The organism is Burkholderia sp. MSMB1498 (genome assembly GCF_001526245.1).
GTDB classification, from domain to species: Bacteria; Pseudomonadota; Gammaproteobacteria; order Burkholderiales; family Burkholderiaceae; genus Burkholderia; species Burkholderia savannae.
This window is the reverse complement of the sequence record NZ_LOYJ01000101.1, coordinates 194,657-213,733: the sequence shown is the minus strand read 5'-3', so window position 1 is coordinate 213,733 and position 19,077 is coordinate 194,657. Positions and strand designations below refer to the sequence as shown.

General features: G+C 69.1%; 14 protein-coding genes and 2 riboswitches. Of the genes, 11 read left to right on the top strand and 3 right to left on the bottom strand.

Going from position 1 to position 19,077, the window contains the following annotated elements; all coding sequences use genetic code 11:
- Nucleotides 1-20: 20 nt before the first annotated feature.
- Nucleotides 21-2,108, bottom strand: a complete 2,088-nt coding sequence (locus tag WS91_RS22475) for a UvrD-helicase domain-containing protein (RefSeq protein WP_038754060.1) — start codon at nt 2,106-2,108, stop codon at nt 21-23.
- A gap of 306 nt (nt 2,109-2,414) precedes the next feature.
- Here WS91_RS22475 and WS91_RS22470 point away from each other — a divergent pair, with 306 nt between their 5' ends.
- From WS91_RS22470 to gcvP, 6 genes are all read left to right on the top strand, one after another.
- Entirely contained in the window at nt 2,415-3,122 is a 708-nt protein-coding gene (locus WS91_RS22470) for an SGNH/GDSL hydrolase family protein (protein ID WP_038754057.1), read from the top strand.
- A gap of 581 nt (nt 3,123-3,703) precedes the next feature.
- A complete protein-coding gene (locus tag WS91_RS22465) occupies nt 3,704-4,756 on the top strand; it encodes an oxidoreductase (protein WP_038754054.1) in 1,053 nt (350 codons plus the stop codon).
- Nucleotides 4,757-4,918: 162 nt separating this feature from the next.
- Entirely contained in the window at nt 4,919-5,296 is a 378-nt protein-coding gene (locus WS91_RS22460) for a hypothetical protein (RefSeq protein ID WP_038754051.1), read from the top strand.
- A gap of 407 nt (nt 5,297-5,703) precedes the next feature.
- Nucleotides 5,704-5,813, top strand: a riboswitch (glycine riboswitch).
- A 35-nt stretch (nt 5,814-5,848) separates the two neighbouring features.
- A riboswitch (glycine riboswitch) is annotated at nt 5,849-5,985 on the top strand.
- A gap of 96 nt (nt 5,986-6,081) precedes the next feature.
- Nucleotides 6,082-7,200, top strand: a complete 1,119-nt coding sequence (gene gcvT / locus WS91_RS22455) for a glycine cleavage system aminomethyltransferase GcvT (RefSeq protein WP_038752962.1) — start codon at nt 6,082-6,084, stop codon at nt 7,198-7,200.
- A gap of 82 nt (nt 7,201-7,282) precedes the next feature.
- Entirely contained in the window at nt 7,283-7,663 is a 381-nt protein-coding gene (gene gcvH / locus WS91_RS22450; RefSeq protein WP_038752965.1) for a glycine cleavage system protein GcvH, read from the top strand.
- 451 nt (nt 7,664-8,114) lie between these two features.
- The gene (gcvP, locus tag WS91_RS22445; protein WP_059671042.1) at nt 8,115-11,042 is read left to right on the top strand and encodes an aminomethyl-transferring glycine dehydrogenase; all 2,928 of its coding nucleotides are present in this window, start codon (nt 8,115-8,117) and stop codon (nt 11,040-11,042) included.
- Here the strand turns inward: gcvP and WS91_RS38020 are convergent.
- On the bottom strand, nt 11,033-11,158 hold the full coding sequence (locus tag WS91_RS38020; RefSeq protein ID WP_081989990.1) for a ubiquinol-cytochrome C reductase: 126 nt from the start codon (nt 11,156-11,158) through the stop codon (nt 11,033-11,035). The two genes, gcvP and WS91_RS38020, sit on opposite strands and share 10 nt — an antisense overlap.
- A gap of 35 nt (nt 11,159-11,193) precedes the next feature.
- Here WS91_RS38020 and WS91_RS22435 point away from each other — a divergent pair, with 35 nt between their 5' ends.
- The 5 genes from WS91_RS22435 (at nt 11,194) to WS91_RS22415 (ending at nt 17,780) form a co-directional block, all read left to right on the top strand.
- Nucleotides 11,194-12,312 carry an alginate lyase family protein gene (locus WS91_RS22435; RefSeq protein ID WP_038752971.1) on the top strand — a complete coding sequence of 373 codons (1,119 nt, stop codon included), beginning with the start codon at nt 11,194-11,196 and terminating at the stop codon, nt 12,310-12,312.
- Between the two features lie 33 nt (nt 12,313-12,345).
- Complete coding sequence (locus WS91_RS22430) at nt 12,346-13,734, top strand: L-serine ammonia-lyase (RefSeq protein WP_038752973.1); 1,389 nt, start codon at nt 12,346-12,348, stop codon at nt 13,732-13,734.
- Between the two features lie 452 nt (nt 13,735-14,186).
- The gene (locus tag WS91_RS22425; protein ID WP_197422262.1) at nt 14,187-14,885 is read left to right on the top strand and encodes an endonuclease/exonuclease/phosphatase family protein; all 699 of its coding nucleotides are present in this window, start codon (nt 14,187-14,189) and stop codon (nt 14,883-14,885) included.
- 95 nt (nt 14,886-14,980) lie between these two features.
- Nucleotides 14,981-16,684, top strand: a complete 1,704-nt coding sequence (locus WS91_RS22420; protein ID WP_059671041.1) for a thiamine pyrophosphate-binding protein — start codon at nt 14,981-14,983, stop codon at nt 16,682-16,684.
- 31 nt (nt 16,685-16,715) lie between these two features.
- A complete protein-coding gene (locus WS91_RS22415) occupies nt 16,716-17,780 on the top strand; it encodes an ADP-heptose--LPS heptosyltransferase (protein ID WP_038752998.1) in 1,065 nt (354 codons plus the stop codon).
- 96 nt (nt 17,781-17,876) lie between these two features.
- On the opposite strand, the gene WS91_RS22410 is transcribed toward WS91_RS22415, so the two are convergent.
- Nucleotides 17,877-18,902, bottom strand: coding sequence for a helix-turn-helix domain-containing protein (locus WS91_RS22410; protein ID WP_038752979.1), 1,026 nt, complete (start codon nt 18,900-18,902; stop codon nt 17,877-17,879).
- Between the last annotated feature and the right edge of the window lie 175 nt (nt 18,903-19,077).

The following is a 19,077-nucleotide window of genomic DNA, read 5'->3' as shown; positions in this document are numbered from 1 at the left end:
GCGCCGCGTGCCCGCCTGCGTCACTTCTGCAGCAAAGCCTTCAAGCTCGCGAGCCGATCCTTCGGCGTCATCGGCGCCTCCTCCGGCGCGGGCGGCGGCGCTTCGTCGAGCCCCATCTCGGCGATGAAGCGCGACTGCTCGCAGACGATCGTCTCCCGCGCGCGCTTGCGCTTCTTGCACCAGTTCAGATGCAGGCTGCGCTGCGCGCGCGTGATGGCGACGTACATCAGCCGGCGCTCCTCTTCGATCCGCTCGTCGTCGATCGGGCCGTCGTCGCTGCCGCCGCTGTGCGGCATGATCCCTTCCTCGACGCCGACGAGGAACACGTGCGGATACTCGAGCCCCTTCGACGCGTGCACGGTCGACAGCCGCACCGCATCCGGGTCCTCTTCCTTACCCTCGAGCATCGACATCAGCGCGACTGTCTGAATCAGGCCGAGCAGGTTCTTGCCTGTGTCGGCAAGGCCGTCCGCGTTGTGAAAGCCTTCCGTCTCGCCGTCAACCGCTTCTTCCGGCTCCGGCTTCGTCCCCTTGCGCTTCAGCCATTCGAGGAATTCGAGCACGTTCTGCCACTTCGTCTGCGCCTGCCGTTCGTCATAGGCGTCGTACAGGTACGCTTCGTAGTGGATCGCTTCCATCATGTCGTCGAGGACGACGGTCGCCGGCTCCTTGTCCGCGCGGTCGGTCAGGCGCTGGATGAAATCGCAGAAGATCCTCAGCGGCTCGACCTGCCGCGCGGACAGCCGCGCCTCGATCCCGCCCATGTAGACCGCCTCGAACAGCGACACCTTCGCCTGCCCCGCGAACGCGCCGAGCGCCTCGAGCGTCGTGTTGCCGATTCCGCGGCGCGGCGTCGTGACCGCGCGGATGAACGCGGGATCGTCGTCGGCGTTCGCGATGAGGCGCAGGTACGCGCACAAGTCCTTGATCTCGGCCTTGTCGAAGAACGACTGGCCGCCCGACAGCACGTACGGAATCCGCTCGCGCCGCAGCACCTGCTCGAAGATGCGCGCCTGGAAGTTGCCGCGATACAGGATCGCGTAATCGCGAAACTGCGTGCGCCGCTCGAACTTGTGCGCGGACAGCCGAAACACGACCGATTCGGCCTCGTGCTCTTCGTCGTTGCACGGCGTGACGGTGATCGAATCGCCCATCCCGTGCTCGGACCACAGCTTCTTCTCGAACAGCTTCGGGTTGTTCGCGATCACGTTGTTCGCGGCGGTGAGGATGCGCACCGTCGACCGGTAGTTCTGCTCGAGCTTGACCAGGTGCAGCTTCGGGAAGTCCTTGCCGAGCTGCGCGAGGTTCTCGAGCGTCGCGCCGCGCCAGCCATAGATCGCCTGGTCGTCGTCGCCGACCGCCGTGAACGCGGCGCGCGGGCCCGCGAGCAGCTTCAGCAACTCGTACTGGCACGCGTTCGTGTCCTGATACTCGTCGATCAGCAGATAGCGCAGCCTGTTCTGCCAGCGCTCGCGCACCGGCTCGTTGTTCGCGAACAGTTCGGTCGGCAGGCGGATCAGGTCATCGAAGTCCACCGCCTGGTACGCGTGCAGCGTCGCGACATAGTTCCGGTAGACGAGCGCCGCCTGATGCTCGTCCTCGTTCGCCGCGATCGTCATCGCCTCCTCGGGCGTGACGAGGCCGTTCTTCCACAGCGAGATGATCGTCTGGATCTTGCGGATCAGGCCCTTGTCCGTCGTGCCGATCTGCTCCTGGATCATCCCGAAGCAATCGTCCGAATCCATGATCGAGAACTGCGGCTTCAGGCCGACGTGCTCGGCCTCCTTCCGCAGGATCTGCACGCCGAGCGAGTGGAACGTGCAGACGGTGAGCTGATTGACGGGCACCTTGCGGCCTTCCTTGCCGGGCGTCGTGAGCGTCTTGCCCTCGAGGAGCTTGCCGACGCGCTCGCGCATTTCGGCGGCCGCCTTGTTCGTGAACGTGACGGCGGCGATATGGCGCGGCTCGAAGCCTTTTGCTTCGATCAGGTGCGCGATCTTCTGCGTGATGACGCGGGTCTTGCCGCTGCCCGCGCCGGCGAGCACGAGGCAGGGACCGTCGAGATAGCGCACCGCTTCGCTTTGAGCGGGGTTCAGGCCTGCGGACATGATTGCGGATGGTGTTGCGGTTGACGGCGGCGAAGCCGGAAGGCGCCGCGAGCGAAGCGCGGCCGGCGCGCGGACTGCAACGCCGGCCCCCGGCAAATGGCTCGCGGGACGCGCATGTTAACACGGCGGCGGCCGGCGATTCTTTCGCGAATGTGAAACGGGCGCTGCGTCGGACATTCGGACGATGCCCATGCGGCGCTCGTGCGGCCGCGGCGGCGCCGGCGGATGGCGGATGGCGGCCGATGCGCGCCGCTCGCTATCATGGCGGCACGCCACGACCTCGACGCCATACATCACGGAAACCGCATGGGATACCACTTCGCCACCGCCGCGCTCGGCCCGCTGCTGCTCGCTCAGGGCCGCCATGTCAGGCGCGTGACGCCGCGCCTCGCCGAGGCCGACGGGCCGCGCAGCGGCGTCGACGGCGCCGGGCCGCCGCTGCGCCTCCTCGTGCTCGGCGACTCGGCCGCCGCGGGCGTCGGCGTCCCGACGCAGTCCGACGCGCTCACCGGCCAACTCGTGCGCGCGCTCGCGCCGTTGCATCGCGTCGAATGGAGGTTGCTCGCGCGCACCGGCGCGACGACGCGGGATCTGCTCGACTGGCTCGATGCCGAGCCCGACGCGCGCTTCGACGCGGCCGTCACGTCGCTCGGCGTCAACGATGTAACGGACGGCGTGTCGCCCGCGCGCTGGCGCGACGCGCAGGCGGCGCTCGTCGAACGGCTGACGACGCGCTTCGGCGCGGCGCACGTGATTCTGTCCGCGGTGCCGCCGATGCATCATTTTCCGGCGCTGCCGCAACCGCTCAGATGGTATCTCGGGCTGCGCGCGCGGCGGCTCAATACGGCGCTGTCGCGCTGGGCCGCCGGCCAGCCCGCGTGCGAGTTCCTGCGGGTCGACATGCCGCTCACGCGCGACGCGATGGCGTCGGACGGCTTTCATCCGGGCGCGCGGGCCTGCGCGGTGTGGGCCGAGCAGGCCGCTGCGGCAATCAGGCGGCGGATCGGAGGTTAAAACGAACGCCCGACGACGGTCGATGCGTCATCGCCGCGAACGCGGGCTCTCACTTGGCTCGCGCACCGGCATTCTCCGGCCGGCGACCTTTTCGATTAGCCCATCGGCCGCTCGCAAAGGCTTCGGGCGCGGAATGCCGACGGGGACGCGAGCAGGTGTGCGGGCAGCTCGGCGCCGTTCGGCGGAGCGGCGGCGCTCCCGGCTGCCGGACGGAACAAGCCGGCCGGACGGCGAAGCTCCCGAGCGCCGCTCCTCCGGGAATCGATTCGCCGACCGAGCGGACCGGCGTTGCCCGGTCGGACCGCCGCTCTCGCCAGACGCCGGACGGACACCGGACGGGCGCCGAGAGATACATCGAAAGCAATCGAATCCGCGCCGTTTCGGCCGCGTGCCTTGCGCCCCTCGGCCGTGCCGGCCGCGTCGCGCGCCGTTCCTGTCATTCGGCGTTCGCACGCCTCGTCCATTCGGCCAACGTCGCCGCCGAACCGTTCCGCCCCCTTTCGTCATGCCACAATAGCCGTCCGTCGCCGTGCGGCGTCCGAGCCGCCGCGCCTCAGTTTCGCAAGCAGACAGGATCGTTCATGTCGTCAACGCTCAAGATTGGTTTGATGGGTTTCGGTTTTGCAGGCGCGACGTTCCACGCGCCCGTCATCGCGCACAGCAGCCGCACGCAAATGGCCGCGATCGCCACCGGGCAGCCGGAGCGCGCGCACGCCGCGCATCCGGACGCGGCCGTCGTGCCGGATCTCGATGCGCTCGTCGCGCTCGACGAAGTCGAGTGCATCGTGATCGCAACGCCCAACGACACGCATTTCGAACTGGCGAAGCGTGCACTCGAAGCGGGCAAGCACGTGGTCGTCGACAAGCCCGTCACGCTGACGGCCGCCGAAGCGCTCGCGCTCGCGCGTCTCGCGGCCGCGCGCGGCCGCGTGTTCGCGCCGTTCCACAACCGCCGCTGGGACGGCGATTTCCTGACCGTGCGTCAGCTCGTCGAAAGCGGCGAGCTCGGCCGCATCACCTATTTCGAATCGCACTTCGACCGCTTCCGTCCGCACGTGCGCACGCGCTGGCGCGAGGAAGCGGCGCGCGGCGGCGGGCTGCTGTTCGATCTCGGGCCGCATCTGATCGATCAGGCGCTCGCGCTCTTCGGCGCGCCGGACACCGTGAGCGCTGCGGTCAAGACGCGCCGCGACGGCGGCGGCGCGCCCGACTTCGTCCATCTGCAGCTCGGCTATCCGGACAAGGACGTCGTGCTTCACGCGAGCGCGCTCGCGGCGATCGAGCCCGCGCGCTTCACCGTGCTCGGCACGCAGGCCGGCTACCAGAAGCACGGGCTCGATACACAGGAAGATCAGTTGAAGGCGGGCCTCACGCCCGGCGACGTCGAATTCGGCGGAGGCAACCCGCCCGGCGTGCTGCGCGGACTCGACGGCGAGCTCGAGGTCGAACGCCCGGTGCCGACGCTCGACGGCCAGTACGCGGAGTTCTATCGCGCGCTCGCCGCGTCGATCCACGGCGGCGTGCCGTTCCCCGTCACGCCGCAGGACGCCGTCGACGTGATGACGATCATCGAGCTCGCCGCGCGCAGCGAGCGCGAAGGCCGCCGGCTGCCGTTCGTGCGCGAACCGATCTGAGCGGCGCGCGCGATGCCGCCCGCGCATCGGACGCCCGCGGCTTGCGTCATCCTTGAGCGCCAACAAAGCGTTACAAACAATTCGGGAGCGAACGTCATCTCGACGAAGGTCTGAGCCGTTCGTCTAATTGCCTGTCCCGGCATCGTCAATCAGGAGAATGGAATGCATCGGTTGATCCGCGCGGCGGCATGCTGCGCCCTCGTCTCGACACTTGCGGCATGTGTGGTCGCGCCGCAGCGCCCCGCACCGGCGCCCGCGCCTGCTCCAGCTCCGGCGCCCCGCCCCAATCCGCAGGTGGTCGGCTACGAGCGGATGCAGCAGATCCAGGGCCGCATCGACAACCTGAGCCACCGAATCGACGCGCGCGTGAACGCCGGCTACTATCCGCCGCCGCAAGGCGCCGCGCTGCATCGCCGGCTCGACGTGATCCGTCAGGAGTCGAACGACATGGCGGCCCAGCATGGCGGCGGCCTGTCCGGCGACGAGCAGCGCGTGCTCAATCAGGAGCTCGACACGGCCGCTCGCGCGATCGGCGAGTAAGCGCACCTTCGGCGGCGGCCGTGCGCGCCGCCGCCGTTCGATCGCGCGACGGGCGGCGCTTCGACGCACGGTTTCGGCGCCCCTCGCCCAAGCCGCGCTTTCGAGGCGCGGCTTCACGCTTCCGACCCCGGTCCGCTCACCGCTCACCGCTCACCGCTCACCGCTCACCGCTCACCGCTCACCGCTCACCGCTCACCGCTCACCGCTCACCGCTCACCGCTCACCGCTCACCGCTCACCGCTCACCGCTCACCGCTCACCGCTCACCGCTCACCGCTCACCCAACACGCCGCCGCTTCAGGGCCGGCAAACCACGCCGCCACCGCCGCCGGCATGCCGCCGTCGCTTGTCTTCAAACGACAGTTATTTGCCCAAATTGACAACCCATTCGCGCTCGCGTACATTCGCCCGCACGCGTCGGGAGAGCGCGCGGCCGCCGTTCGTTGATTGAAAGGCAAGCCGCGCCGCCGAAGGGGCACACCCGCAAACTCTCAGGCAAAAGGACCGGCCGCGTCGAAAAATCCGTCTGGCGACGACATGCGCCGGACATCGTTTTTCGCACTCTGGAGAGCGGCAGTAGCCGCGTGCGCGCAACGCGCCGCACGAGCAGGCTGCCCACCGAAGGGGCGCGCGCGAAGCGGATCGAGTCCGTCGCGCAATCTCTCAGGTATCGAGGACAGAGGGGCATGCACGCATCGCAGGCGGCTTCACGCGCCAGCGGTTCGCCAAGTTGCCGTTTTGTTTTCGCGCCCGGGCCGCCGCCCGGCCGCCTTGCCTGGGACCCCGATGACCGTTCTCAAAATCACCCCGCTGCACGCCGCGCATCGCGCCCTCAACGCCCGCATGGTCGACTTCGGCGGCTGGGACATGCCCGTCAACTACGGCTCGCAGATCGAGGAGCATCAGGCCGTGCGCACCGACGCCGGGATGTTCGACGTGTCGCACATGTGCGTGGTCGATTTCACGGGCCCGCGCGTGCGCGCGTTCTTCGAGCACGCGCTCGCGAACAACGTCGCGAAGCTGCAAACGCCCGGCAAGGCGCTCTACTCGTGCCTGCTGAACCCCCAAGGCGGCGTCATCGACGATCTGATCGTCTACTACTTCACCGAGGATTTCTTCCGCGTCGTCGTCAACGCCGGCACCGCCGACAAGGACGTCGCGTGGTTCAACCAGCTCAACGAGCAAGGCGGCTTCGGCCTCGCGATCGCGCCGCGCCGCGACTTCGCGATCGTCGCCGCGCAGGGCCCGAACGCGCGTGCGAAGGTGTGGGACACGATCCCCGCCGCGCGCGCGGCGACGAGCGAGCTCAAGCCCTTCAACGCCGCGCAGGTCGCGGGCACGCCGTTCGGCGACCTCACCGTCGCGCGCACCGGCTACACGGGCGAGGACGGCTTCGAGATCATCGTCCCGGCGCCCCATGTCGAAGCGCTGTGGAACGCGCTCGCCGAGCGCGGCGTGCGCCCGTGCGGGCTCGGCGCGCGCGACACGCTGCGCCTCGAGGCCGGCATGAACCTGTACGGCCAGGACATGGACGAGACAGTGTCGCCGCTCGACGCCGGCCTCGCGTGGACGGTCGATCTCGCCGCGCCGCGCGCGTTCGTCGGCCGCGACGCGCTCGAAGCGAACGGCTCGCGCGCCGCGTTCGTCGGCCTCATCCTGCAAAAGGAGAACGGCCGCGCGGGCGGCGTGCTGCGCGCGCATCAGAAAGTCGTGACCCCGCACGGCGAAGGCGAGATCACGAGCGGCACGTTCTCGCCGACGATGCAGGAATCGATCGCGCTCGCACGCGTGCCGAAGGGCGTCGCGGCCGGCGACACGGTCCACGTGCAGATCCGCGACAAGAATCTCCCCGCGCGCGTGGTAAAACTGCCGTTCGTGCGCAACGGCAAGGTGCTCGCGGTCTGACGCGAAGCAACCGGCGCGCCCGCGCGCGCGAACCGCGCCTCACATTCAAACGCTTGCAAGCAATCAATCTCAGGAGCATCCGATGAGCAACATTCCGGCCGATCTGAAGTACACGGAAGAACACGAGTGGGTCCGCACCGAAGCGGACGGCACGCTGACGGTCGGCATCACCGACCACGCGCAGGAAACGCTCGGCGACATCGTCTTCCTCGAGCTGCCCGAAGTCGGCAAGACCGTGAAGGCGGGCGACGCCATCGGCGTCGTCGAATCGGTGAAGGCGGCGTCCGACATCTACACGCCGGTGTCGGGCGAGGTGGTCGAAGTGAACACGGCAATCGTCGACACGCCCGACGAGGTCAACGGCGACGCGTACGCGAGCTGGCTCTTCAAGATCAAGCTCGAAGCGGGCGCGTCGACCGACAAGCTGATCGACGCCGCCGCCTACGAGAAGCTGGTCGGCTAACGCGCCCACTCACGAACCGCGCGGCGCGGCGGGCGGCAGCACGGGCCGCGCCACGCGTGGGACCAGGGTGAGCGTTGAGGCGCTGACTCTGGTCGATGGCAAAGCATGGGGCCGGGGTGGGCGCTGAAGCGCTGACTCCGGTCGATCGCACAGCGTGGGACCTGAGTAAGCGTTAAAGCGCCAACTTCGGTCAACCGCGAAGCATGGGACCCGAGCAAGCGCTGAAACGCCAACTCGAGTCGACCGCAAAGCATGGGACCCGAGCAAGCGCTAAAGCGCTAACTCTGGTCGACCGCAAAGCATGGGACCCGAGCAAGCGCTAAAGCGCTAACTCCGGTCGACCGCAAAGCATGGGACCAGAGTAAGCGCTGAAGCGCTAACTCTGGTCGACCGCAAAGCATGGGACCAGAGTAAGCGCTGAAGCGCTAACTCTGGTCGACACAGGAACGCCATGAAGCTCGAACACCCGGATCACCTGATGAACCGCACGCCCCTCTCGCTCGCCACGCTCGAAACGCACGACGCGTTCGCCGAACGCCACATCGGCCCCGACGACGCCAGCCAGCGCGCGATGCTCGACACGCTCGGCTTCGCAACGCGCGCAGCGCTGATCGACGCCGTGATTCCCGCGCCGATCCGCCGCCGCGACGCGCTGCCGCTCGGCCCGTTCGCGCAGCCGCTGAGCGAGGCGGAAGCGCTCGCCGCACTGCGCGAACTCGCGGACAAGAACCAGGTGTTCCGCTCGTACATCGGCCAAGGCTATTACGACTCGCACACACCCGCCGTCATCCTGCGCAACGTGCTCGAAAACCCGGCGTGGTACACCGCGTACACGCCGTACCAGCCCGAAATCTCACAGGGCCGCCTCGAGGCGCTCCTGAACTTCCAGCAGATGGTCGCCGACCTGACGGGCCTCGCGATCTCGAACGCGTCGCTGCTCGACGAGGCGACGGCCGCCGCCGAGGCGATGACGCTGCTGCAGCGCGTCGGCAAGCCGAAGTCGAACGTGTTCTATGTCGCCGACGACGTGCTGCCGCAAACGCTCGAAGTGATCAGGACGCGCGCGAAGCCGGTCGGCATCGACGTGAAGACGGGCCCGGCCGCCGACGCCGCCGGCGCGAACGCGTTCGGCGTGCTGCTCCAGTATCCGGGCGCGAACGGCGACGTGCGCGACTACCGCGCGCTCGCCGCCGCGATCCATGCGGCGGGCGGCCACGTCGTCGTCGCGGCCGACATCCTCTCGCTCACCGTGCTCACGCCGCCCGGCGAATGGGGCGCGGACGTCGCGGTGGGCAACACGCAGCGCTTCGGCGTGCCGATGGGCTTCGGCGGCCCGCACGCCGCGTACATGGCGGTGCGCGACGAATTCAAGCGGCAAATGCCGGGGCGCCTCGTCGGCGTGACCGTCGACGCGCAGGGCAAGCCCGCGCTGCGCCTCGCGCTGCAAACCCGCGAACAGCACATCCGCCGCGAGAAGGCGACGTCGAACGTCTGCACCGCGCAGGCGCTCCTCGCGATCATGGCGAGCATGTACGCGGTCTATCACGGCCCGCGCGGCCTGAAGACGATCGCGCTGCGCGTGAACCGCATCGCCGCGCTCCTCGCCGCGGGCGTCAAGCAGATCGGCTACGCGAGCGTCAACGACACGTTCTTCGACACGCTGACGATCGACGCGGGCGCGCGCGCCGCGCAGATCCACGAGCTCGCGAAAGCGAAGCGCATCAACCTGCGCCGCGCGAGCGACACGCAAGTCGGCGTATCGGTCGACGAAACGACGACGCGCGCCGATCTCGCCGATCTGCTCGCGATCTTCGCGCAGGCGGCGGGCGCGACGGCGCCCGACGTCGACTCGCTCGACGCCGCGCTGCCCGCCGTGCCCGCGCTGCCGGCCGGCCTCGAGCGCACGAGCGCGTATCTGACGCACCACGTGTTCAACCGCCATCATTCGGAAACGGAAATGCTGCGCTACCTGCGCAGCCTGTCGGACAAGGATCTCGCGCTCGACCGCTCGATGATCCCGCTCGGCTCGTGCACGATGAAGCTGAACGCGACGTCGGAAATGCTGCCCGTCACGTGGCCCGAATTCGGCCGGATTCACCCGTTCGCGCCGGCCGAGCAGACCGTCGGCTACCGCGAGATGATCGACCAGCTCGAACAGATGCTCGTCGCGGCGACGGGCTACGCGGCCGTGTCGCTGCAGCCGAACGCGGGCTCGCAGGGCGAGTACGCGGGCCTCTTGATCATCCACGCGTATCACGAATCGCGCGGCGAGAGCCATCGCGACATCTGCCTGATTCCGGCGTCCGCGCACGGCACGAACCCGGCGTCCGCGCACATGGCCGGCATGAAGGTGGTGGTGGTCGCGTGCGACGCGCAGGGCAACGTCGACATCGAGGATCTCAAGGCGAAGGCCGAGCAGCACTCGAAGGACCTCGCGGCGATCATGATCACGTATCCGTCGACGCACGGCGTGTTCGAGCAGAACGTGCGCGAGATCTGCGAGATCGTGCACGCGCACGGCGGCCAGGTGTACGTCGACGGCGCGAACATGAACGCGATGGTCGGCCTGACCGCGCCGGGCCAGTTCGGCGGCGACGTGTCGCACCTGAACCTGCACAAGACCTTCTGCATCCCGCACGGCGGCGGCGGCCCCGGCGTCGGCCCGGTCGCGGTCGGCGCGCACCTTGCGAAGTTCCTGCCGAACCAGCGCTCGACCGGCTACGCGCGCGGCGAGGAAGGCATCGGCGCGGTGTCGGCCGCGCCGTACGGCTCAGCGTCGATCCTGCCGATCTCGTGGATGTACATCGCGATGATGGGCGCGAAGAACCTGACCGCCGCCACCGAAACCGCGATCCTCAACGCGAACTACATCGCGAAGCGCCTCGCGCCGCACTACCCGGTGCTGTATTCGGGCCCGGGCGGGCTGGTTGCGCACGAATGCATTCTCGACCTGCGTCCGATCAAGGATTCGAGCGGCATCAGCGTCGACGACGTCGCGAAGCGCCTGATGGACTACGGCTTCCACGCGCCGACGATGAGCTTCCCGGTGCCGGGCACGCTGATGGTCGAGCCGACCGAATCGGAATCGCAGGAGGAGCTCGACCGCTTCATCGCCGCGATGGTCGCGATCCGCGACGAGATCCGCGCGGTCGAGGAAGGCCGCGCCGACCGCGAGGACAACCCGCTGCGTCACGCGCCGCACACGGCTGCCGTCGTCACCGCGAACGAATGGCCGCATGCGTACTCGCGCGAGCAGGCCGCGTACCCGGTCGCGTCGCTCGGCACGAACAAGTACTGGCCGCCCGTCGGCCGCGCGGACAACGCATATGGCGACCGCAATCTGTTCTGCTCCTGCGTTCCGGTATCGGATTACGCATGATGCGCCGGCGCGGCCCGCTCGCCGCGCCGCGCTCCTTTCAACGGCGACGCGCCGTCCGCAATCCGTCGTTGCGGACGGCGCGCGCGTTCGCATTCGCCCGCAAGTCCGGCTAACATCTCACACCGCGATCCAGCCAACAAAGGAGTTCTGCATGGTGCGTCAGACGTTTCCGGGCCGCGCGCAGGCGATGCGGCGGCGCTTGAGCGCGCTCGCGCCGGCGCTTCTCGCCACCGCCGCGCTGACGGCGGCCGGCCCCGCGCGAGCGGCGATGAATTTCTGCGCCGCACCGGCGCTGCAGAGCAGCGAAGCGACGCACGCCGAACCGGGCGTGCAGGCGCTCATCAAGAGCGTCGACGCGCATCTGAACGACGAGCCGAAGGCGCTGCCGCGCGTGCACACCGAAGGCACGCTGCCGCACGAAGGCATCTACGACCAGAGCGCCGAGGCGCTCAACGACATGGAGCTGATGCGCAACGCGGCGCTCGCGTGGCGCGTGACGAACCAGAGCCGCTATCTGGCGCTCGTCGACCGCTTTCTGTCGGCGTGGGTGAACACTTACCGCCCAAGCTTCAATCCGATCGACGAGACGCGCTTCGAGAGCCTGATCCTCGCGTACGACATGACCGCGAGCGTGCTGCCCGTGAAAACGCGCAACGCGACGGCCGCGTTCATCGCGTCGCTCGGCAACGGCTACGTGCAGCAGATCGACGCGCAGAAGCGCCCGCTCAAGGGCACGTGGCGCAACAACTGGCAAAGCCACCGGATCAAGCTGATCGCGCTCGCCGCGTTCACGCTCGGCGACCGCAGGATGATGAACGCCGCGCAGCGCCTGTTCGTCGAGCATCTCGCCGACAACATCGAGCCGGACGGCACGACGTACGATTTTCTCGAGCGCGACGCGCTGCATTACGCGGTCTACGATCTGCAGCCGCTCGTGACGGCGGCGCTCGCGGCGCGGCGCTTCAACCGCAACTGGCTGCGCGAGCGCGCGCCGAACGGCGCGACGCTCGCCGCCGCGCTCGACTGGCTCGCGCCGTACGCGCGCGGCGAGAAGACGCACGAAGAATTCGTCCACTCGCCGGTGCCGTTCGACGCGAAGCGCCGCGAGGCAGGCCTGCCCGGCTATTCGGGCATGTGGGAGCCGAAGAACGCAACCGAGCTGTTCCACCTCGCCGCGCGCCTCGACGGCCGCTACGCGGGCATCGCCCAGCAACTCTCGCCGATGCCGCCGGCGTGGCTGGCCGCGTGCCTGCCGCTGCCGGCGCGGTGATCCCCCAATACATCCAGCAATTCAGGAAACGAAATGGCAGTCAGCGTGTTCGATCTTTTCAAAATCGGTATCGGCCCGTCGAGCTCGCATACGGTCGGTCCGATGCGGGCCGCGCTGATGTTCGCGCAAGGGCTCGAGCGCGACGCGCTGCTCGCCGCGACCGCGAGCGTGAAAGTCGAGCTGTACGGCTCGCTCGGCGCGACGGGCAAGGGCCACGGCACCGATCGCGGCGTGATGCTCGGCCTGATGGGCGATGCGCCCGACACCGTCGATCCGTCGACGATCGCCGCACGGCTCGACGCCGTGCGCGATTCGAAGTCGCTCGCGCTGCTCGGCGCGCATCCGGTGCCGTTCGTGCCGAAGGAGCACATCGCGTTCTACCGGCAGGCGCTGCCCGAGCATCCGAACGCGATGAAGCTGCGCGCGATCGACGCGACGGGCGCGGTGCTGCGCGAGACGACGTATCTGTCCGTGGGCGGCGGCTTCGTCGTCACCGCGGGCGCGCCGAACACGAAGGTGCTCGCCGCCGTCGAGCAGATGGCGCATCCGTTTCGCACGAGCGCCGAGCTGCTCGCGCTCACCGATTCGACCGGCAAGTCGATCGCGCAGTTGATGTGGGAGAACGAGCGCGCGTGGCACACCGAGGAGGAGACGCGCGCGGGCCTGCTGAAGATCTGGGACGTGATGCAATCTTGCGTCGCGCGCGGCTGCGGCATCGACAACCCGGACGCCGACGGCAACCTGCCCGGCCCGTTCCAGGTCAAGCGCCGCGCGCCGCAGCTCCATCGCGCGCTGACGGACAATCCGGAACGCGCGTTGCAGGACCCGCTGTCGATGATCGACTGGATCAACCTGTACGCGATCGCGGTCAACGAAGAGAACGCGGCGGGCGGGCGCGTCGTCACCGCGCCCACCAACGGCGCGGCGGGCATCATCCCGGCCGTCCTCCATTACTACACGCGCTTCACGCCGGGCGCGAACGAGCAAGGCGTGATCGACTTCCTGATGACGGCGGCGGCGATCGGCATCCTGTACAAGCTCAACGCGTCGATCTCGGGCGCCGAAGTCGGCTGCCAGGGCGAAGTCGGCGTCGCGTGCTCGATGGCGGCGGGCGCGCTCGCGGCCGTGCTGGGCGGCACGCCGCAACAGGTCGAGAACGCGGCCGAAATCGGCATGGAGCACAACCTCGGCCTCACCTGCGATCCGGTCGGCGGGATGGTGCAGATTCCGTGCATCGAGCGCAACGCGATGGCGTCGGTGAAGGCCGTCAACGCCGCGCGCATGGCGCTGCGCGGCGACGGCACGCACTACGTGTCGCTCGACTCCGTGATCAAGACGATGCGCGAGACGGGCGCGGACATGAAGACGAAGTACAAGGAAACGTCGCGCGGCGGGCTGGCGGTGAATATCGTCGAGTGCTGATGCGGGGGCGGCCGAACGCCGCCTCCCGGTTTTCTTCGCGCCGCGCTCGCGGCCATGCGGCCACGCAACTCGCGCGGCGCATTGCCGGCTCACGTGCGGCGAAGCGGCGCGCGCTTACGGCATTTTTACGCGTCCACAACCGGTACTCGGCGTATCTCGCTCTTGCCGCAAGCAGCGCTCGGATCTCTCCCCTCCCTCAAGCAACACCCTAACGACAAAAAAACCGCCTGCCGCCCGTGGCACCAGCTCGCGAGCGCGCAATGCCGACCAGGGCGCGACCAGCGCGCAGCGCGTCGACGCCGCCGCGCGCCTACCATTCCTGTCAGTATCGCGCCCGCCCGCCAATCGATATCTTGATCGGCGGGACTACCGTCCGAGCGGCCGCGTCGCCCGCCGTTCGCCGCCGCGGCCGTGCTCGTCTCCGGCTCCCCATGTCGCTCAAAGGAGAAAAAATGATCATCGCTACGTGGAACATGCTGGGCGCAACCAATGCCGTCTATTTGAACCAGGTACTGCAACAAACCCGCGCAAACGTACTGTGCCTGCAGGAATGCGGGACGAACTTCGCGACGTTGCTGGAGGAAAGGGCGCCGATCATCGGCAACGACGGCGCGATCATCGGCTACACGGGTAACTTCAGAGCCGGCGCGGGCTTCATGGAATGCGTGTACTGGGAAGCGCCCCAAGACCGGCTCGGCCTCGCCGTGCTCAGCAACATCGCCCCGAGCGCGCGCCATATCCTGATGCCCGCCGCCGCGGGCTTCAATCCGAACAGCCCGCGCGCGATGCCGTGGTGCACGGTCACCGATCCCCAAACGCGTAACGCCATCACGATTTATTCGATTCACAGCCCGCCGGTATCCCGCAACGTCACGCTGGCCAATGTCTGCACGTGGAACAATGCGCAGATCGGACAGATCAGTCAGCGCGGCGGAACCTGGGCATGCGTCGGTGACTTCAATGCGCCGCCCAATGCGGCGGGATTCGTTCCACCGCCGCAAGGCGCCGTCGTGAGCAGCAACCGCGCGACGCAACAAGGCGGCGGCATTCTCGACTATGCGATCACCAACGCGCCTGGATTCACCTTTCTTCAGGCCGGAACTCAATTGGTCGGCGCATCGGATCACTACCCGCAGTCGTTCCGCTGGTAATCGCCACCGGGCGCGCCATCGGTAATGGCGCGCCTTCCGCCACCTTCCCTTCCGGCGTAAGCTGTACGTCCCGCCACGAAGGGAGCCCGTCTTATATGCCGATTTCCCCGGACCTCGGGCAGCGCGCCGCCACCGGCGCACGCCTGCTCGTCGACGCCCTGCTCGCGAATCACGTCGAGCGCGTGTTCTGCGTTCCCGGCGAGAGCTTTCTCGCCGTCCTCGATTCCTTCGCCGACGAAACCGAACGCATCCAGACCGTCGTCTGCCGCCACGAGGCCGCCGCCGCGAACATGGCGGAGGCGCTCGGCAAGCTGACCGGCCGGCCCGGCGTCGCGTTCGTCACGCGCGGCCCCGGCGCGACGCACGCGTCGATCGGCGTGCACACCGCATTCCAGGATTCGACGCCGATGATCCTCTTCATCGGCCAGTGCGCGCGTGAGCATCTCGATCGCGAGGCGTTCCAGGAAATCGACTATCGGCGGATGTTCGGCCAGCTCGCGAAATGGGTCGCGCAGATCGACGATCCGCGCCGCATCCCCGAATACCTGAGCCACGCGTTTCACGTCGCGATGTCGGGCCGGCCAGGCCCGGTCGTGCTCGCGCTGCCTGAGGACGTGCTGTCCGAGCCCTGCGCCGCGCAGCCCGTCGCGCCCGCGGCGAAGCGCATCGCCGCCGCGCCGTCCGTCGCGCAGATGGCCGAGCTGCGCGAGCGGCTCGCACGCGCCGAGCGGCCGCTCGTGATCGCGGGCGGCAGCGGCTGGACGCCCGACGCATGCGCGGATCTGCGCACGTTCGTCGAGCGCTGGCGGTTGCCGATCGCGTGCGCGTTCCGCTACCAGGACACGTTCGACAACGAGCATCCGCAGTACGCGGGCGACGTCGGCCTCGGCGTGAATCCCGCACTCGCGCGCCGCATCCAGGAAGCGGACCTGCTGTTCGCGCTCGGCCCGCGCCTCGGCGAGGCGACGACGGGCGGCTACACGCTGATCGACATTCCGAAACCGAAGCAAGTGCTCATTCACGTGCATCAGGGCGCGGACGAGCTCGGGCGCGTCTACGCGGCCGATCTGCCGATCGCGTCGGGGATGCCCGAGATCGCCTCGCAGCTCGCCTCGCTCGAGCCGCCGGCCTCGCCCGCGTGGGCGCAGAGCGCGGCCGACGCGCATCGCGCGTATCTCGACTGGCGCGCGCCGAAGCCGATGCCGGGCGACGTGCAGCTCGGCGACGTGATGCTGCAATTGCGCGAGCGGCTGCCGCACGACGCGATCGTCACGAACGGCGCGGGCAATTACGCGGCCTGGCTGCATCGCCATTTCGCGTACCGGCACTTCCGTTCGCAACTCGCGCCGACAAGCGGCGCGATGGGCTACGGCGTGCCGGCCGCGCTCGCGGCGAAGTCGCTGTATCCGCAGCGCACGGTCGTCGCGCTCGCGGGCGACGGCTGCTTCATGATGGCCGGCAACGAGCTCGCGACCGCGATGCAGTATGGTCTCGCGATCATCGTGCTTGTCGTGAACAACGGCCATTTCGGCACGATCCGCATGCATCAGGAGCGCAACTATCCGGCGCGCGTGCACGGCACGGGGCTGACGAATCCGGATTTCGCCGCGTACGCGCGCGCGTTCGGCGCGCATGGCGAGACGGTCGAGCGCACCGCCGATTTCCTGCCTGCGCTCGATCGCGCGCTCGCGAGCGGCCTGCCCGCGCTGATCGAGATCCGCGTGCCAAAGGATGCATGCACGCCCGCCGCGACGCTCGAGCAGGTGCGCGAGCAAGGCCTGCGCGCGCGCCGCGCGTGACGGCGCATCCGGCAAGCCCGCGCTCGCGACGATGACGACGCACGCAGCCCCCGCGCTGCCGCCCGCCGACGCGCTCACCTACCCCGGCACGCTGCTGTCGCCGGACGGCCGGCTCGTCGCGCCCTACGATCTCGAATGCACGGGCGCCGACGCGCGCGGCTACGCCGGCGCGGCGAGCCGCATCGGGCTGTTGCATGCGGCAAGCCGTCCGTTCGCGCTCGATTACGCGACGTTGTCGACCGTTCACGTGATCAATGGGATGGGCGTCGCGCTCGGCGACTCGGTGATCGGCCTGACCGCGCTCGCGGCGATCCGGGCGCGCCATCCGCACGTGCGCTTCGTGCTGTACCGGCCCGCGCATGCGCCCGCGTACGTCGACGCGCTGTATCGGCTCGCGGCCGACGCGATCGCGCCGATCCGCACGCTGCCCTGGCCCGCGGCCGCGCTGCCGGAAAGCGACACGCGGATCGATCTCGGCAATCACCTGTACTGGCCCGCGTTCGCGACGCGGCCGATGATCGACTTCTTCCTCGCGTCGCTCGGCGTGCCGCCCGAATCGATCGCCGCCGATGCGAAGCGCAATCATTGGCTCGCCCGGCTGACGCTTCCGGAGCCGCCGCCCGAATGGCGCGGCCGGCGCTACGCGCTCTTCTGCCCGCAGGCCAGCACGCCGCTGCGCAGCATTCCGCCCGCGCGGCGCGCGGCGCTCGTCGACCGGCTTGCGCGGATCTACCGGCTGCCCGTGCTCGGCTTCGAGCCGATCGATCATCCGGACTACGTCGATGTGAGCGTCCACTCCGGCGATACCGCGCACTTCATCGGCTGGGTCGCGCAGGCGAGCGTCGTAATGTGCGCAGACACGTCGGCCGTGCATATCGCGGCCGGCTTCGACGTGCCGACGCTCGCGTGCTTTTCGAGCATCGCGCCCGAGCTGCGGGTGCGCGATTATCCTTTTTGCACGGCGATCGGGCTTGATGTGCCCGAGATGTTGCGCAATCGCCACAAAAGCGATGCCGTCGACGATATCGCGCTTGTCGACGCCGCGTATCGGCGCATCGATTGGGATACGCTCGCGTGGCCGCCGGCGCGGGAGTGAGCGCGGCGGAAAGCCGATCGCCATCGCACGCCGCATCGCACATCGCATCGCACGCCGCATCGCGCCGAAGCCGCGGCGGCCGCGTCTTGCGCCGCGTCAGCAGGCCAGCGCGCCGCGCAGCGTTTCCGACGGCCGCGCGCCGAACATCCGCCGATAGTCGGTCGCGAACTGGCTCAGATGCCAGAACCCCCACGCGGCCGCGACGTCCTGCACCGAATCCGCCGCGCGCCCGCGCAGGTCGCGCCGCACGCCGTTCAGCCGCAGCGCGCGCAAATAGGTGGCGGGGGCCATGCCGAGCACGTCCTGGAAGCAGTACTGCAACGTGCGCCGGCTCACGTGCAGCTGCTCGCACAGCTCCGGCACGCCGACGGGCCGCGAGCGGTGCGCGAGCACGTAATCGCGCGCGGCCGCGACGATCTTGCGCCGCCGCGACGAATGCTCGACGGTCGCGTCGGCGGCGGGCGACGCGCACAGGTCGAACAGCGCCGCGAGCACTTCCGCCTGCAGATCGTTGCGCGCGCAGTCGGACAACGGCGCACCCGCCGCGCTCATCGCGTCCGCGTCGTCGAGCCGCTGCGCGAGCAGCGCGCAAAGCCGCGTGAGGCGCGCCTCGCCGACCTTCACGACGGGCATGAGCGGCAGCCGCTCGTCGAGCCCGCAGCGCTCGACTTCCTCCGCATAGCGGCGCAGCACCGCGCCGCGCACGACGACGCCGAAGATCGAGAATTGCGCGGGCGTCAGCAGCTCGAACTCGACGTTGCCGGGGCGAAACGCAAGCGCATCGGCGGCGATCGGCCGCGCGTCGATGCGCGCCGCGCCGTCGCGCGCGACCGGGATGCCGAACCAGTACGCGTCGCCGCGCACCTCGCACGCCTGCCGCAGCGTGTGGCTCGTCGTCTCGCGGAACACCTTCATCGTGTCGAGCGGCAGCTCGGTCAGCGTGCCGACGAAGCGGCCCGCCGCGAGCTGATCGTAGGCCTGGCGCCAGCCGATCAGGTTGCGCGCCTGCTCGTCGGCGTCGTGCGCGACGCTGACGAGCGCGCGCCCGGCCGTGCCGTCGCCGTCCGCGCTGCGTCCCGTGTCCTCCGCCGTCGTCTCGGCGCCGGTGTGCTCGTGATCCATCGCGCCCCCTTTTTGCGTCGCTGAAGCTGAAACGATCCGTCCGATTACGCAATTCCCATGCCGAAGCGTAGCGTCGCCAAAATCGCCGGTCTCGCCTTCACGCTGTGCCGCAACTGAACAATCGGCGCGCGGCGGCTGTTCAACGGCGGCGCAGCCGTGCGCGCTGTGTCGCGCC